12 protein-coding genes and 1 pseudogene are annotated in these 15,763 nt (G+C 68.7%); 10 read left to right on the top strand and 3 right to left on the bottom strand.

Annotated elements, in window-relative coordinates; all coding sequences use genetic code 11:
- Nucleotides 1-126: 126 nt before the first annotated feature.
- From ACIBCK_RS23060 to ACIBCK_RS23035, 6 genes are all read left to right on the top strand, one after another.
- Nucleotides 127-1,380 (top strand): ABC transporter substrate-binding protein, encoded by a 1,254-nt coding sequence (locus ACIBCK_RS23060; protein ID WP_399392979.1) that lies wholly within the window; start codon nucleotides 127-129, stop codon nucleotides 1,378-1,380.
- 11 nt (nucleotides 1,381-1,391) lie between these two features.
- Nucleotides 1,392-2,363: a carbohydrate ABC transporter permease gene (locus tag ACIBCK_RS23055; protein ID WP_399392977.1), complete on the top strand. Its 972-nt coding sequence runs from the start codon at nucleotides 1,392-1,394 to the stop codon at nucleotides 2,361-2,363.
- Nucleotides 2,360-3,268 carry a carbohydrate ABC transporter permease gene (locus ACIBCK_RS23050; protein ID WP_399392975.1) on the top strand — a complete coding sequence of 303 codons (909 nt, stop codon included), beginning with the start codon at nucleotides 2,360-2,362 and terminating at the stop codon, nucleotides 3,266-3,268. The genes ACIBCK_RS23055 and ACIBCK_RS23050 overlap by 4 nt, the downstream gene beginning before the upstream one ends.
- The gene (locus ACIBCK_RS23045) at nucleotides 3,265-5,271 is read left to right on the top strand and encodes a hypothetical protein (protein WP_399392973.1); all 2,007 of its coding nucleotides are present in this window, start codon (nucleotides 3,265-3,267) and stop codon (nucleotides 5,269-5,271) included. The genes ACIBCK_RS23050 and ACIBCK_RS23045 overlap by 4 nt, the downstream gene beginning before the upstream one ends.
- 65 nt (nucleotides 5,272-5,336) lie before the next feature.
- Nucleotides 5,337-7,175, top strand: a complete 1,839-nt coding sequence (locus ACIBCK_RS23040) for an RICIN domain-containing protein (protein ID WP_399392971.1) — start codon at nucleotides 5,337-5,339, stop codon at nucleotides 7,173-7,175.
- 167 nt (nucleotides 7,176-7,342) lie between these two features.
- The gene (locus tag ACIBCK_RS23035) at nucleotides 7,343-10,132 is read left to right on the top strand and encodes a TIM-barrel domain-containing protein (protein ID WP_399392969.1); all 2,790 of its coding nucleotides are present in this window, start codon (nucleotides 7,343-7,345) and stop codon (nucleotides 10,130-10,132) included.
- Between the two features lie 65 nt (nucleotides 10,133-10,197).
- Here ACIBCK_RS23035 and ACIBCK_RS23030 read toward each other — a convergent pair whose 3' ends face one another.
- Nucleotides 10,198-10,596, bottom strand: a complete 399-nt coding sequence (locus tag ACIBCK_RS23030) for a hypothetical protein (protein ID WP_399392968.1) — start codon at nucleotides 10,594-10,596, stop codon at nucleotides 10,198-10,200.
- Nucleotides 10,597-10,720: 124 nt separating this feature from the next.
- Entirely contained in the window at nucleotides 10,721-11,314 is a 594-nt protein-coding gene (locus tag ACIBCK_RS23025; RefSeq protein WP_399392966.1) for a dihydrofolate reductase family protein, read from the bottom strand.
- A gap of 195 nt (nucleotides 11,315-11,509) precedes the next feature.
- On the opposite strand from ACIBCK_RS23025, the gene ACIBCK_RS23020 reads away from it, so the two are divergent.
- From ACIBCK_RS23020 to ACIBCK_RS23005, 4 genes are all read left to right on the top strand, one after another.
- Nucleotides 11,510-12,112, top strand: a complete 603-nt coding sequence (locus ACIBCK_RS23020; RefSeq protein WP_399392964.1) for a TetR/AcrR family transcriptional regulator — start codon at nucleotides 11,510-11,512, stop codon at nucleotides 12,110-12,112.
- Nucleotides 12,113-12,685: 573 nt separating this feature from the next.
- Nucleotides 12,686-13,153 carry a lamin tail domain-containing protein gene (locus ACIBCK_RS23015; protein WP_399392962.1) on the top strand — a complete coding sequence of 156 codons (468 nt, stop codon included), beginning with the start codon at nucleotides 12,686-12,688 and terminating at the stop codon, nucleotides 13,151-13,153.
- Between the two features lie 324 nt (nucleotides 13,154-13,477).
- Complete coding sequence (locus ACIBCK_RS23010) at nucleotides 13,478-15,013, top strand: alpha/beta fold hydrolase (RefSeq protein WP_399392960.1); 1,536 nt, start codon at nucleotides 13,478-13,480, stop codon at nucleotides 15,011-15,013.
- 102 nt (nucleotides 15,014-15,115) lie between these two features.
- A complete protein-coding gene (locus ACIBCK_RS23005) occupies nucleotides 15,116-15,562 on the top strand; it encodes an OsmC family protein (RefSeq protein WP_399392959.1) in 447 nt (148 codons plus the stop codon).
- A gap of 39 nt (nucleotides 15,563-15,601) precedes the next feature.
- Here ACIBCK_RS23005 and ACIBCK_RS23000 read toward each other — a convergent pair.
- Nucleotides 15,602-15,751: pseudogene (locus tag ACIBCK_RS23000) on the bottom strand (TOBE domain-containing protein); the annotation flags it as partial.
- Between the last annotated feature and the right edge of the window lie 12 nt (nucleotides 15,752-15,763).

Here is a 15,763-nt window from a genome sequence, read left to right as displayed (position 1 = left end):
TCCCAACCCGTTGACGAGCCACTATTTATTTTAGATCCTAGCCGAACTTATTACGGCCGAGGAGTGGTGACGATGAGGTCCCGACGGATACGGAGCGCGGCGCTGGCCGCCGCGAGTGTTGTGATCATGGCAGCGACGGGGTGCTCGTCGAGCGACGGCGGCTCCGACACCGCCGGGCAGAAGGTCACCCTCGACTTCTGGGGCTGGTCGCCCGGCTACGAGGAAGCCGTGGCGCAGTTCAACAAGACCCACCCCGACATCAAGGTCAACTTCCAGAAGACGGCATCGGGTTCCAAGGGCGGCTACACCAAGATGCTCACCGCGGCGAAGGCCGGCAACGCGCCGTGTCTGGCGATGGTGGGCTACGAGACCATGCCGAGCTTCGCCGCCGCCGGGGCGCTGCAGGACATCACCGAGTACGCCGCCCCGCACAAGAAGAAGTTCGCGCAGTGGACCTGGAACCAGGTGAGCATCGCGGGCCAGACCTTCGGGGCGCCGGTGGACTCCGCCCCGATGGCGCTGTTCTACCGCAAGGACCTGTTCGCGAAGTACGGCATCGACAAGCCGCCCGCCACCTGGGAGGAGTACCGGGCCGCCGCACGCAAGGTGCACCGCGCGGACCCCGACGTCTACCTCGGCACCTTCGGCAACGACGCCTACAACTACGCGGGCCTGGCCTGGCAGGCCGGTGCGCAGTGGTTCGGCACCAAGGGCGACGCCTGGCAGGTCTCCCTGGACAGCCCGGCCAACACCAAGGTCGCCCGCTACTGGCAGGGGCTCATCGACGACAAGCTGCTCAAGGCCGACCCGAGCTTCGACCCTTCGCTGTACAAGGACATGGCCGGCGGCAAGATCCTCTCCGATGTCAACGCCGTCTGGAACGCGCCGATTCTCGCCTCCAGCGTGAAGGACACCTCCGGCAAATGGGCCGTGGCCCCGATGCCGGTGTGGGACGCCGACAAGCCCGCGTACGGCAACGACGGCGGCTCGGCCACCGCGGTCATGAAGGGGTGTGAACACCCCGAGCAGGCAACCGAGTTCGCCCTGTGGATGAGCACCGACAAGGACAGCTTGAGCACGCTGATCAAGGCTGCGGGCATCTTCCCGGCGGCCACCGCCGGGCTGAGCCACCCGGCACTGTCCAAGCCGGATCCCTTCTACGGCGGCCAGAAGATCTACGACGTGTTCAAGAAGGAGACGCCGCACGTCGACACCAGCTGGCAGTGGGGTCCCACGATGACGCAGACCTCGACCGACCTCACCGACGGCCTCGGACGCGCCGGGAAGGGCAGTGCCGCACTGCCGGACCTCCTCACCTCCGTACAGAAGAAGACGGCCGGTGAGCTCAAGCGCCAGGGCCTGAACGTCACCACCCGCTGACTGGAGTCGCTGTGACACTCTCCGCACCCACGGCGCCCGCACCGAAGACGGCCGCCGCTCCCCCAGGCCGCCCCGCACCACCCGGCCGCCGCTCGCGGCACGGCCGGCGCCGGAACAGGACCGCCCTGCTGTTCCTGGCACCCTTCGCCGTCCTGTTCGTCGGCCTGTACCTCGCGCCCATCGGCTACACGATCCAGCAGAGCCTGTACGAGCAGCACCGCTCGGGCCTCGGCCTGACCGCACCCAGCACGACCTTCGCCGGCCTTGGCAACTACGCCACGGCACTGGGCGACGCGGAATTCCGTACGTCGCTGCTGCGGGTACTGCTGATCGGTGCCGTACAGGTACCGGTGATGCTCGCCGTCGCGCTGGCCCTCGCCCTGCTGCTCGACGCCAAGCAGACGATGTTCAAGCGGTTCTTCCGCCTTGCGTACTTCCTGCCCTACGCGCTGCCCGGCGTCATCGGGGCGATCATGTGGTCGTTCCTGGTGGCGCCCCGGCTCAGCCCGATCAGCGCGGCCGCCGAGAAACTGGGCCTGCATCTGGACCTGACCTCCGACGGGCTGCTCGGCCCGGTCATCGGCAACATGCTGACCTGGGGCTGGACCGGCTACAACATGCTGATCATCTACGCGGCACTGCAGGCGATCCCGCCGGAGCTCAGCGAGGCGGCCAGGATGGACGGCTGCTCCGCGTTCGGCATCGCCTGGCGCATCAAGATCCCGATGGTCCGGCCGGCGCTCGTGCTGACGACGGTCTTCTCCATCATCGGAACCGCCCAGCTCTACAACGAGCCGTCCATCCTGCGCAATGTCGCCCCGAACCTGTCCAGCACCTACACCCCGATCTCCGCCGCCTACTCCGCGGTCAACGCCGGCAACTTCAATTACGCAGCCACCGAGTCGGTGATCCTGGCGCTCCTGGCGCTGGTGCTGTCCTTCGGCTTCCTCAAATTCGTCCAGCGCAAGGGTGCGGCCCTGTGACACTCCAGACCCTCAACCGCCGCCCGGCCGCGCGGACACCCGCCGCGCCGGTGCCCGCCCCCCGGCCACCGCTCGCGCTGTCCCGGTGGATCGTCCTGGCCGTGATGACGCTCGCCGCCGGCTACTTCCTGCTGCCCGTGTGGTGGCTCCTGGTGTCCGCGACCAAGACCAACTCCGGCCTCTTCACCGGAAACGGCTTCTGGTTCGGCGACTTCGCGCTCATGGACAACGTCCGGGCCGTGTTCACCGAGGAGGGCGGGATCTTCTCGCGCTGGCTGCTCAACAGCGCCGTGTACGCGGTCGGCGGCGCCGCGTTGAGTACCCTGATCTCGGCGCTCGCCGGATACGCCCTGGCCAAGTACTCCTTCCGCGGCCGGGAGCTGACCTTCAACGTGGTGCTCGCCGCGGTACTCGTGCCACAGCCGCTCTTGGCCATCCCGCTGTACCTGATGTTCTCGCAGGTCCACCTGGTCAACACCTACTGGGGGGTGCTGCTGCCCAGCGTGATCAGCCCGTTCGGTGTCTATCTGGCCCGCATCTACGCCGCCGCCTCCGTGCCGGACGAGCTGCTCGAGGCCGGCCGGGTGGACGGCGCGGGCGAGACACGGATCTTCGCCACCATCGCGCTGCGGCTGATGTCACCCGCTCTGGTGACGATCTTCCTGTTCCAGTTCGTGACCATCTGGACCAACTATCTGCTGCCGGTGCTCATGCTGGCCGACGACAAGCTGCAGCCCGTGACCGTGGGCATCGTGGGCTGGCAGGCACAGCGCGGCATCGGCTCGGCGGTGCCGTACAACGTCGTCATCACGGCCGCGCTGATCTCGGTCGTCCCGCTGGTCGTCCTGTTCCTGTCCCTGCAGCGCTTCTGGCGCTCCGGGCTCGTCGCGGGGAGCCTCAAGTGAGCCCTCTCGCCCGACGGGCGCGCTACCACCTGCGCTTCCAGCTGAGCCCCGGGGACGACATCGGCGACCGGGCGAGGTCCCTGGCCAAGGTGTGCGGGGAGAACGGCGTCGACGAGGTGGTGCTCCTGCTCGGGGCCGAGCAGCTGCACACCGGCCATCTCGCCGGCCTGGACGAGGCGCGCTGGTTCGCGGCGGCGGCCGAGGCCGGGCGGGTGCTGACCGACGCCGGCCTGGACGTCAGCCTCAACCCCTGGGTCACCGTAGGCCACGCCGACCGGGGCCGGGTCGACCGCCTCGGCTTCGCGCCGATGGTCTCGCCGACCGGTGAAATCGCCACCGCCCAGGCGTCGTTCGCCTGCCCGAAGTGGCGCGGCTGGCTGTACGCCCACTACGGGCTCTTCGCCGGCCTGGGCTTTCGCGTGTTGTGGGTCGAGGACGACTTCCGCTTCCACAACCACGCACCGCTCACCTGGGGCGGCGGCTTCGAGCCGCTCATGCTGGAGCGTCTTGCCGCGCTCGTCGGCGAGCCGGTCACCCGGGAGCAGGTCGTCGCGGCGGTCACCTCGCCAGGACCTCCCCACTCCTGGCGCGCCCTGTTGCAGCAGGTCTGGCGCACGGCCCAGCTCGAAGTCGCCGAAGGCCTTGCGCGGGTGGTGCACGAGCGCTCCGGCGGCGGCTCCCAGCTGGGTCTCATGAGCTCGCGGCCCGCACTGCACTCCGTGGAGGGCCGCGACTGGGAGGCCCTGTTCGCCGCGCTGGCGGTACGCCGCCAGGTGACCCACCGGCCGCACTTCGCGCCCTACTCCGATGCCCCGGCGCGCGGGCTGACTTCCGCACTGTGGAACCTGGAGTTGCAGCGCACGCTGCGCCCGCGCCAGGTGTCCTGTGAGCCCGAGATCGAGAACTGGCCGCACACCTCCTGGTCCAAGTCCGACACCCAGACGTGGTCGGAGATGGTCGCCGCCCAGCTTTCGGGGGCCGACGCACTGCTCCTGAACGTCCACCCCACGCACGCCGAGCGGGCCGAAGACTTCCCACGCGTCGACCGGCTCCTGCACCGCTCCCGGCCGGCCCTGGACTGGCTGGCCGCGCGCCGCCCGGAGCGGGCCGTCCCGCTCGGCGTGGGACTGCCCTGGCGGCAGGACACCGCCATGCGGCTGCCGACCGTGACGGGACGCCTCGACGAGCTCGAGTCCGACCCCGCGACGGCCGCGGATTTTCTCCTCGGCTACGGGGTTCCGGTGACCGCACAACACGCCCCGGTCCAGGCCCTGTTCGGCCGCCTCGCCCATGCCTTCGACGACGACGAAGTCCGCGCCCTGCTGCACGGCGGTCTGCTGCTGGACGGCGGGGCCGCCCACATCCTCGCCGAGCGCGGCTTCGCCGGTCTGCTGGGTGTACGGGCCGGGCGGTTGGCCGCCCGCTCCGACCAGCTTCCGCCCGGTCCGTACGCCGTCGAGCAGGTGGCGGAGAAGGCCGGAGCAATGGACGAGGGCGCACAGCTGAGCGTCGACGTCCAACCGGCGCTGGCCCGGCTCGAACCACTGCCAGGCGCCCAGGTCCTCACGCGCATCCGGACGCCGGACGGCCGCACCTGGGGCGCCGGCCGCTGCCACTTCGTCAACGCGGTCGGTGGACGCGTCGCGGTGCTGGCCGCGGCGGCGCCCGCCGAACTCGCCCGCAGCGACGAAGGCCAACGCCTGCTCCACGCCTCGATCCGCTTCCTGGAAGGCGACGACCCCCGACTGCCGCTGGTCAGCGGAGCACCGCACCTGATCCCGCACGCCTCCCGCGCGGGCGACGTACACCGCCTCGCGGTGGTCAACGGCAGCGCCGATCCCGCCCGTCCGCGCATCGACCTGCCCTCTCCCCCCTCATCCGTGCGGACCACGCTGCTGACGCCTCTGGACATGCCGGCACACGCCGCCACCCGACCGACCGATGGCCTGCTGGAACTGGAGCCCGAACTGCCGCACCGCGGCTGGGCGGTCTTCGACTGGTGAACCCATTGGTGAGCCCATCCATCCGTGGGCCGCTCCCCCGGCGGCCCAGCATGAGAGGAGTACCTGTGTCCGTTCGTCCCAGGACGAAAATCGCCGCCGCACTCGCGGCGACGGCCGCGGCGCTGGCCGGTACCTTGGCGTCCGTACCGGCAACCGCGGCCTCCCCCGTGGGCTCCGCGACCGCCTCCGCGGAACCGACGTACAGCGTCACCATCGGGTCCAAGGGCCCCTGGAACAACCCCGACGACACGCCCGCCAGCACGTACATAGACAAGGACGGCTCATTCCACTACCAGTCGGCCCATGCCCTGTACGGCGCGGACGACAGCCGCACCTGGTCGTTCTACCGCGGCAAGGACTTCGACAGCGCGACGCGTGACGCCGCCCTCAGCGACGCGGTGAATCCCGCCAACTCCAAGGACAAGAACAACGACACCACCTGGCGGTGCAACAACAGCCCCACCGGCCGTGAGGCCACGTACGCCCCCGACACCTCGCACTACTCGCAGAAGAACTTCTGCGACCTGATGGGCGTGTGGGTGGACCCGGACACCGGCGACTGGTACGGCCTGGTGCACAACGAGTTCACCCCCTCACCCTTCGGTGACGGCCTGCACTACGACGCGATCGACTACGCGGTCTCCACGAACCAGGGCAAGACCTGGGACATCAAGGACCACGTCCTCACCTCGCCCTACAGCACCAAGCGGGGCGACGACGCGGCCTTCCCCAACGACCTGTACCACTACGGCAACGGCGACCCGCGGCTCTTCGTGGACACCGCCTCCGGCTACTTCTACGTCTACTACAACTCCCGCGCCATCCCCAAGGGCGGTGTCCCGGGCGGCTGGACGGACGCCAGCCGGGCCCATGTCGCACGTGCACCCATGTCCGGCAAGCTGAAGCCCGGTTCCTGGAAGAAGTGGTACGACGGCTCCTGGTCCCAGCCCGGCATCGGCGGCCTGGAATCCAACATGGAACCGGTCGACGCCGACAACAGCACGGGTTACACACCCGTCGAGCACGACTACGACCCGGCCAACGACGGCACCATAGCCGAGCAGCAAGCGGCCGGTGAGCTGCCCGCCAAGTCCGACCTGTTGACGATGAACATCGCCTACAACGCCCATCTGGGCCTGTACGTCGGCGAACCCGAGCCCATCAAGCAGGACGCCACACAGCCGCAGCGCTTCTACGTCACCGACAACCTCGCCACCCAGAAGTGGAAGCTCGTCGGTGACTCGGGCGACTACAAGTCGGGGTCCTGGTACCGCTGGATGCTGGACCCGGTGAGCAAGACCGGTTCCACGATCGTCGGCAAGACCTTCCGCAGCTACTGCTCGTTCTTCTGCTCGAACAACGCCGACGGCGAGTACTACGACACCACCATCGGGACCAGCGCCCCCGCCTCCCCCGTCACCGCCGGAGCCGCGTACACCATCAGCAACGGCAACGGACGCGTTCTGGCCCAGACCGGCAAGAACGGCGCGACCACATCCCGGCCCGCGGACGACGGATCCACTCGCAGCCGGTGGGTGTTCACCCCGAACGGGGACGGCTCGTACCGCATCGCCAACTCCGCCACCAAGAAGCTGCTCGGCGTCGACTCCACCAAGGATGCCGGCCGTGCCTGGGCCGCCAAGCCGACCGTGACCGGCGCGCCCGGCGCCAAGCCCGGCGTGGGCCAGCAGTGGTTCGTCGTTCCCGGCAAGACCACCGACGGCCGGTCCACAGGAACCTTCCACCTGGTCAACCGCTACAGCGGCCTGGTCATCGGCATGTCGTCGGACACGAGCAGGCTCGCCGAGACCACGCCCACCCGGGCCTGGACCGATGGCACCGGAAGCCCGGTCGGTGATGGCAGGACCGCGGCCGAGCAGATCCTGACGCTCAAGAAGAACTGACACCGAGGGCCCACCCCGAGCGCCCGCAGGCGCTCCCCGGTCCCGCACAAGGCGCCGGTAAAGCCGCCGGTGCGGGACCGGGGCAGACCCAGACCCCCCGAGCAGGCGGGGGCCGAGCACCCCACTCACACCCCCCGTAGCCACGATCGCTAGGAGACCCACGCGGCATGCGAAGGCACAGAGACAGGCCAGGCAGCAGGCACGGCACCAGCGCGGCGGCACGCACGGCCACGGCCGTCCTTGCCATCGGCGCGCTGGTCGCACTGGCGGCGACGACGGGCGCGCAGGCGCTGACCGCGGAGGCGAGCGCGGCTCAGCGGCAGGCTGCCAAGGGCGCGGTGCTGGACGGCCCGGTCCGCTTCCAGGTGCTCACCCCCACCCTGATACGGATGGAGTACGCGAAGGACGGCCGCTTCGAGGACCGGGCGACGGTCAACGCCGTCCAGCGCGACTTCGACCCGCCGCCGTACTCGTCGAAGGTCGAGAACGGCCACCGGGTGATCCGTACCGGCGGACTGACGCTGCGCTACCGGCTCGGTTCCGGTCCTTTCACCCAGGACAACACCGAGGTCCGCCTCAAGGCGGGCGCCGAACTCACCACCGGCCACCCGCAGTTCGGCGAATCCACCTCTACCTGTGCCTTCGGCGCGGTGTGCGACGCCGAGTACGGGACCACGAAGGGTGGGGCCAAGTGGTCGTTCCCCGGGCACACCACCCATGCGTACGGCCGTGGCGTCGTGTCCGGCTACGAGAAGGAAGGTGCGGCAGCCAAGCTGCGGGTGCGCGGCGTGCCCGCGGATGGGACGTACACGCTGCGTCTGCGCTACTCCAACGCCAAGGCCTCCGACGGCGGGTCGACCGACCGCACGGTGTCCGTCGAGACCGGCGACGAGCGTAAGCGCGTCAGCCTTGAACCGACCGGCGACTGGGACAAGTACCAGGTCTCGAAGCCTGTCACGGTAAAGCTCAAGCGTGGCCTCGCCGACATCACCCTGGCCCAGCGCGACGGTGACACCGGCAAGGCCAACATCGACGCCTTCGCCCTGACCAAGTCCGCGGACACCGCCTTCCCCACGCCCGCCACCCAAGGCAACACCGCCAACCTGGGCGGCTGGACCCGCGGCCTGGACAACACCCCTGCCGCGCCCTACCAGTTGAACGACGGGGTGCTCTCCCGCGACGGCTGGTATCTCCTCGACGACTCCGCCACCGCCCTCACCAACGGCGACGGAAAGCAGCCCACGCCCCGACCCGACCGGTCCGAAGACGCGTACCAGGACGGCTATCTCTTCGGCTACGGCCACGACTACAAACAGGGCCTGCGCGATCTGCGAGCCCTGACCGGCCCCGCGCCGCTGCTGCCGCGCTGGGCGTTCGGCGTGTGGTTCTCGCGCTGGAAGGACTACTCCTTCGAGGACTACAAAAAGATCCTCGAGAAGTTCCGTTCGAGCAAGGTGCCGCTGGACGCCCTGGTCGTCGACACCGACTACAAGGGCTCCGGCTGGTGGAACGGCTGGAGCGGCTGGAACAAGGACCTGTTCCCCGACCCGGACGCCTTCATGAAGTGGGCCAAGGACAACGGTCTGCCGATCGCCCTGAACACCCACCCCTCCATCGACGCCTCCGACCCCGCCTTCGCGAAGACGATGGAGACCGCCGGCGGGAAACTGCCGAAGATCTCCTGCTATTCGAGTGCGGACTGCTACGGATTCGACTGGTCGGACCCGGCCCAGGCCAAGGCCTTCTTCGACCTGCACACCCCCTACGACCAGCAGGGTGTACGCCTGTGGTGGAACGACTGGTGCTGCGACGCCTCGGCCGCGACCGGCAAGGGCATCGCCCCCGACACCCTCATCAACCAGCTGTACGCGGCCCACACCGCTGAAGCCACCGGGCAACGGGGCTTCGCCTTCTCCCGTATCGGCGCCTCCTACCAGCGCCTCGGCGGTGGCTACGCCTCCGGCCCCTGGGCCGATCACCGCTCCACGATGCACTTCACGGGCGACTCCTATCCCACCTGGGACACGCTCGGCTTCGCATCGCGGATCAACTCGGCCGAGGGCAACGTCGGCCTGCCCTACGTCAGCCACGACGTCGGCTCCTTCCACGGCGAGCCGGAAGACAAGAACCCCGAGCTGTACGCGCGGTGGATGCAGCTGGGCGCCTTCTCACCGATCGACCGGGTGCACTCCGGCGGAAAGGCTTCCCTGCCCTGGGAGTTCGACGGTGCGGCGGGCAAGTCCGCGAGCAAGTTCCTGCGCCTGCGCGGCGCGCTCACTCCGTACGTCTACTCCCTGGCCCGCGAGGCACAGCAGACCGGCCTCCCCATCGCACGGCCGCTGTACCTCAACTACCCGGAGCAGGACGGTGCGTACGAGAACGCCACCCAGTACACGCTCGGCGACGACGTCCTGGTCGCCCCAGTCACCAAGCCGGGGGGCAAGTCGCGGCTGTGGGTGCCGCCGGGCACGTGGACGGACTACTTCACCGGCAAGACCTACACCGGGCCGAAGTCGGTCGACATCACCACGCCGCTCGACGAGATGCCGGTCCTGATCCGCTCGGGCGGCGTCCTCGCTCAGCAGGAATTCAAGGACTACGCCGACCAGTCCCCCATGGATCGGCTCACCCTCACGGTCGGCGCGGACGGCCACCGCTCGTTCCAGCTGTACGAGGACGCGGGCGACAGCACCCAGTACACCAAGGGCGAGCACGCCACCACGAAGGTCCACACGGCCGGCAACAAGGTGACCATCGACCCGCAGCGCGGCACGTATGACAAGAGGGTGAAGGAGCGCACCTGGACCCTGCGGTACGTGAACGCCGATCGCCCGGCCGCAGTCACCGTGAACGGACACCGCACCGCGTGGAAATATGACGCCGCGAAGCGGGTACTGACCGTGGTCACGGACCGATTGCCCACCGCCGATCGCACCGTGATCAGGATCAAGGAGTAGCGGGTCAGAGCAAGAACGAAGAGCACACGCAAGCGGGGGCGGTCCGGCGAGACCGCCCCCGCTTGCTAGCCAGGTTGATCCGGGTCACAGCTGGCGCGCCGCAGGCCGATGGTGCGCAGGGCGGCGCGCAGGGCGGTCTGATCGCCGTGATGGACGGTGTGCACACCGCCTTCGGCTTCTTCGAGCAGACGCGACGGGACAGGGGGTTCCGCCGAAACGTGCCAGATGACCCCGCTGGGAGGGTCCAGGCTTCGCAGCTCCTGGAACAGGGCGGAAAGCTCTGCCGGGGCCCCGGGGACAGCGGTGTCGATAATGACGATGTCCGGGAGCAGAACCCTTGCCTGGGCCAGAGCGACAGCTGGGCTGGCCGCGTGGGAGATGACACGGTAATGCGGGCCGTGATGGATCAGCGGGCGCAAGGACCTGATCATGTCGTCGTCGGCTACGAGCAGCACAGTCATCATGAGACCAGCATGCTTCCAAGCACGTCACGCCGCCCATCGGTGGACGAGCGCCGCGGACGGCAATCGCTGGACCGTGACGGTCAAGCCTCACCGTGCTGCGCGCACCGCAGCACGGTGAGCGTACTCATTTCTTGGTGTACGTGAGGAAGATGGTGCCGCTCTCCATGATCTTGCTGTCGGCCAGCGTGAAGAACGTCGGGTCGAACGGTTGCTTCTGCCCGAACAGCGGGGTCCCCGAGCCGATCGCCATCGGTGCGAGCTTGACGACCAGTTGGTCGATCTCCGGGAAGAGCACCCCGGCCAGCTCGCCACCTCCGCACAGCCAGATGTCCTTGCCGTCCTCCTGCTTGAGCTCGCGCACCTTGGCCACGGGGTCGGTGGCCACGAGCTCGACGCCCGGGTCGGGGGACTCGGTGAGGGAGCGGGTGAAGACGAGGTGTCTCAAGTGGGGCCAGGCATTGGTGATTCCGGCGTCCACACCGTTCTGATACGTCCTGCGCCCCTCGATGACGGTGTCGAAGTGCGCACCATCCCCACTGATCCCGAACGCGTCCCGCGCCGGGCCCGGCAGCGTCTCGGGGTACTCGGCGACGAGGCGCTGGACGTAGTCCTGCCCGATCGGCCAGAAGGCGTCGGGGCCCGAGGTGGGATCGGAGCCGTCGGGGCCCGAGATGTATCCGTCGAGGCTGACAGCAATGAAGTAGACGAGCTTTCGCATGGGGGTCTCCTCGTGGTCGGATCCGGGGCTTCGGTCTGCTGCGTCGCGTTGGCGTTCCGCCGGGGCTTCAGCTATCGCGCATCTAGCTCCCTCGAAAGCATTGTTGGTACGTTGGGTGATGTACTCTGAGTGAAGTGGTTAGACCGTAGTACTGCACACGCAGTGGTGTCAACAGACTTCCGGAAGGAAATTGCCATGCGTCAGAACCCCGCACGGCGGGCCGCCCTGCTCGATGGCGCGATCGAGGTCCTGGCCCGAGAGGGCTCGCGCGGCCTCACTCTGCGCGCGGTCGACACCCAGGCCGAGGTCCCCAAGGGCACCACCACCAACTACTTCGCCAACCGTGCCGAGTTGCTGGCCCAGGTCATGACGCGCATCCAGGAGCGCCTGACGCCCGAGGAGTCCCAACTCGCCGACACCATGAGCGAAAAGCCCTCCGTCGAGCTGGTCGCCACCCTGCTCAAGCAGCTCCTCGGCCGCATGCGCGCCGATCGCAGCAGTTGGCTCGCTCTGATGGAGCTACGCCTGGAGGCCACCCGCCGCCCCGAACTGCACGCCGAACTCGCGCGGTTCTTCTCCGTCCAGCTCGATGCCAACATCAGCTTCCACCTGGACGGCGGCCTGCCGGGCGACCGGACCGGCGTCATCCTGATGTATCTCGCCATGACGGGCCTCATCGTGGACGACCTGACCGTGCCGGACCTGCTCGCACCGCACTCCGTCGACAAGCTGATCGACGAACTGGCTCGGCGCGCCGTGGACATGGGCACGGGCCCGGGCGCGGGCACGGGCAGCTGAGACCAAGCGCCCCCAGGAGTGACGTTTCCGCCCCCATGCTCGTGTCGACCAGCCCGAACAGCCGATAACTCGCCGACACAGTCGTGTCGCAGGAATCCAGCAACCGACTCACCAAGCACCTCACACATCGGGAAAGGCGGCGCTCCCACCGACGGTAAACCTTGACCCACCGGTGCCATGCCCTACGAGCATGATCTCTCTCCGCGAGGTAATCGCATGCCAGAACGGCACTGACGCCCTTGTACGAAGTGGCGGAGCGGGCGCCTGTTACCGAAATCCGACCTCCTGGAGAAGAGGGCGCAGGGAGTGGGACGGACGAGGGCAACCGCTTGTTGTTCAGCATTCAAAGGGTCGTTGCCATATGCAGCAACTCGTGGAAAAACGGTTCATCAGGGTCTGTGACGGATACAGGCGAGTATTGCTTGAATGTCCGCATCTGGTAACACCCTCCAGTTGAACCCCGCGCGGGCCCGCAGCGGCCCCACGCTGTGGGCACCCGGCAGCACGCCGGGGACATCGCATCGTCCACCGTCGCGCACACCGGGGCGAGGGACATGTACTTGAGGGGCACTCATGTCCACTGCACGTGACATCCGTCGTATCGCCGCCACGATCCTGGCATCCGGCGTCGTCCTGGGCGCCGGCGCTCTGCCGGCCGCTGCCGACGGCCACGGGGAACGACACCGCTCTGCTGTCGTCATCGGCAAGATCCAGTACAACAGTCCCGGCCCCGACAACCACTCCAACCGCAGCCTCAACGGCGAGTGGGTGGTAGTGAAGAACAACTCCCGGCACGCAGTACAGCTGCGCGGCTTCACGCTGACCGACAAGCAGGGCAACCGCTACCGCTTCGACCGCCTGCGCCTGAAGGGCCACTCCAGCGTCAAGGTCCACACGGGCCACGGACGCGACATGCGCCACCACGTGTACCAGGACCGCCGCGACCACGTCTGGGACAACAACCACGACACCGCCACGCTCCGCAACGCTCACGGACACGTTCTGGACCGCGAGTCCTGGGGCCGCAACCACCAGCACTGACACCACCGGGCAGCCCCGCCGCACCAACGCGGGGCTGCCCACCCGCATGCCGTAGCTCACCGCGCCCTCCCGGGCCAAGGCTGAGGCTAGAGCTGAGGTTGAGACCTGGGCGCTGGCCGGCACTCCTCGATGTGGCCATCCCACATCACCCTCCAGGCCGACCGCACAGAGCCATCCGGCTGCATTGTCGACCCGGCCGCGCACGATCCACTCCGGCGCCGGAGACAGACCCGAGCCACTCCCCCCGCAGTAGGGCTACCCCTATGCACAACTCGGGGGATGGCCACAGCGATACCGGGCGATCGCGCCCCTAGCGTGCCGTGTATGCAGATGACCAGAGGTGGGCAAGCGGCCGTTGTCGGTGTCGTCATGCTGGCCGTGACAGCAGGGGCGTCACCCGTCACAGCCTCGCACGCGGACCCGAAGCCGTCGGGGCTCGGGCGATACCAGTCCCAGGACATCGACTGGCACAACTGCGCGCTGGGCCCCGACGACCCCACCGGACAGAAGCTCGATGACGCGGGCGCCCAGTGTGCCGACCTCACCGTGCCGCTCGACTACACCGACCCCGGCGGCCGGACCCTGACCGTCGCCATATCCCGGCTCCGCGCCGCCGATCCAGCACACCGAGTTGGCCCGCTGCTGCTCAACAACGGCGGCCCCGGCGGGCCGAGTCTCGACATGCCGCTCACCGTCGGCGCGGCCATGGGAGAGGTGGCGAAGAAGTACGACCTCATCGGCCTGGACCCGCGCTTCGTCGGCCGCTCCACGCCGCTGGACTGTGGCTGGGACGTCGGTTCCACGGTCTTCTCGGCCGGCAAGGGCCTGGCCGGGTTCAAGCACTCGGTCGCCCGTCAGCGCAACCTGGCGAAGCGGTGCCGAGAGACGAACGCAGATGTGCTGCCCTATGTCAGTACCCGCAATACCGCCCGGGACATGGACATCGTCCGGGCCGCGCTGGGCGCGCAGCGGATCTCCTACCTCGGCTATTCGTACGGCACCTACCTCGGACAGGTCTACACCGAGCTGTTCCCCGGCCGCACCGACCGCATGGTCCTGGACGGTATCATCGACCCGACCCGATACACCCAGACACTCCTCACCGACTCCACGGGGGCCAACGAACGGGCACTGCGCGCCTGGGCAGCCTGGACCGCCGCCCGGCACGACACCTACGCCCTGGGCCGCACCGCCGACGCTGTGCTGGCCACCGTGCGCCGGATCCAGCAGTCCGCGGCCGAAAAGCCCCTACGGGTCGGCGACTTCCGGGTCGACGAACACTTCGTTCCCCTGGTCTACTTCAGCGGCCTGGGCAGCGACCTCGACAAGCCTCGGGCCGACCTGGCCACCGCGACCCGAACGCTCGCGCGTGCCGCCGACCGCCAACCGGCCGAGCCCGGACCGGGGTTGTCCGAGCTGCTGGCAGCCATGACCACCAAGGCCGGTTCGCAGCAGGGCAGCGTGCAGGCCGCCATCCTGTGCGGAGATGTCGCGACGCAACGCGGAATCCAGACCTACTGGCGCGACATCCAGGCCGGCCGGAAGAAACACCCCTTCGCCGCGCCACTGTCGTACAACATCACAGCGTGCGAGTTCTGGGACCGCCCTGCGGAAGCACCGACCATCGTCGACAACGACGTCCCAGCCCTGTTGGTCAACGCCACCGGCGACACGCGTACCACTTACGCCAACGCACGGCAGGTACGTGAACGGTGGGCCCGCTCCCGCCTGGTGACCCTGCCCGGCGCCAAGCAACACGGGATCTATGGCGAGTACGGCAACTCGTGCGCGGACACGCAGATCAACGCCTATCTGAGCAGCGGCACACTGCCGCTGCACGACGTGTCCTGCCGGGCCTGACGCATCTGCCCGTGACTCATGGCCTCCCCCCACCGCCGGTTCGGGAGACGGGCAGGCGCGGCAGAAGGACGGCCCGCGGGACGTGACAGTACTGTCGTCGCCATGACTGACAATGCGCTGCGTTCTGTCACCATCGAGCGGGCCGGCCCGGGCCGGTTCACCGTGACCAATGCCCGCGGGGGCACGCTGAGCTTCGGCACCGGCGAGGGGACCGACTTCACGCCGGTGGAGTTGTTCCTCGCGGCGATCGGCGGCTGTACCGCAGCCGACGTGGAGGTCGCCACGAGCCGTCACGAGGAACCAACCACGTTCTCCGTCACCGTGACCGGCAACAAGGTCGAGGACGAGAGCGGCAACCGGATGTCGGACCTCGAGGTCGCCTTCTCCGTCGCGTTCCCGGACGGGCCGTCAGGGGAGCGCGCCCGCACGATCCTGCCGCGGGCCGTGAAGACTTCGCACGACCGGCTCTGCACGGTCAGCCGCACCATCGAGGCGGGCACACCGGTCAGCGCGACCGTGTCCGACAAGGCTGACGGCGACGGCGCCTGACGTCTGAAAGCGACTCACGCTGTAGGGCGTGCGCGCAGATCAGGCAGTAGCCAGGGAGACCTCGGTCGACTTGATCAGGGCGACGACCGAGGAGCCTGCGGCCAGGTTCAGGTCGGCGACGGCGTCCTTGGTGATGGCCGCGGTGAGCGCGCCGCCCTCCACGTCGACCTTGACCGAGGCCATGGCGGTGACGGACGCGAC

Origin of the sequence: Streptomyces sp. NPDC051218 (genome assembly GCF_044455475.1) — a bacterium.
GTDB lineage: Bacteria > Actinomycetota > Actinomycetes > Streptomycetales > Streptomycetaceae > Streptomyces.
Note: the sequence above shows the minus strand (reverse complement) of the source record. Positions and strands in the feature narration are given on the sequence as shown.

Coding starts and splice junctions, on each gene's coding strand:
- ACIBCK_RS23060 (WP_399392979.1), top strand. CDS start 127: ATGGCAGCGACGGGGTGCTCGTCGAGCGACGGCGGCTCCGACACCGCC.
- ACIBCK_RS23035 (WP_399392969.1), top strand. CDS start 7,343: ATGCGAAGGCACAGAGACAGGCCAGGCAGCAGGCACGGCACCAGCGCG.
- ACIBCK_RS23030 (WP_399392968.1), bottom strand. CDS start 10,596: ATGATGACTGTGCTGCTCGTAGCCGACGACGACATGATCAGGTCCTTG.
- ACIBCK_RS23025 (WP_399392966.1), bottom strand. CDS start 11,314: ATGCGAAAGCTCGTCTACTTCATTGCTGTCAGCCTCGACGGATACATC.
- ACIBCK_RS23020 (WP_399392964.1), top strand. CDS start 11,510: ATGCGTCAGAACCCCGCACGGCGGGCCGCCCTGCTCGATGGCGCGATC.
- ACIBCK_RS23015 (WP_399392962.1), top strand. CDS start 12,686: ATGTCCACTGCACGTGACATCCGTCGTATCGCCGCCACGATCCTGGCA.
- ACIBCK_RS23010 (WP_399392960.1), top strand. CDS start 13,478: ATGCAGATGACCAGAGGTGGGCAAGCGGCCGTTGTCGGTGTCGTCATG.
- ACIBCK_RS23005 (WP_399392959.1), top strand. CDS start 15,116: ATGACTGACAATGCGCTGCGTTCTGTCACCATCGAGCGGGCCGGCCCG.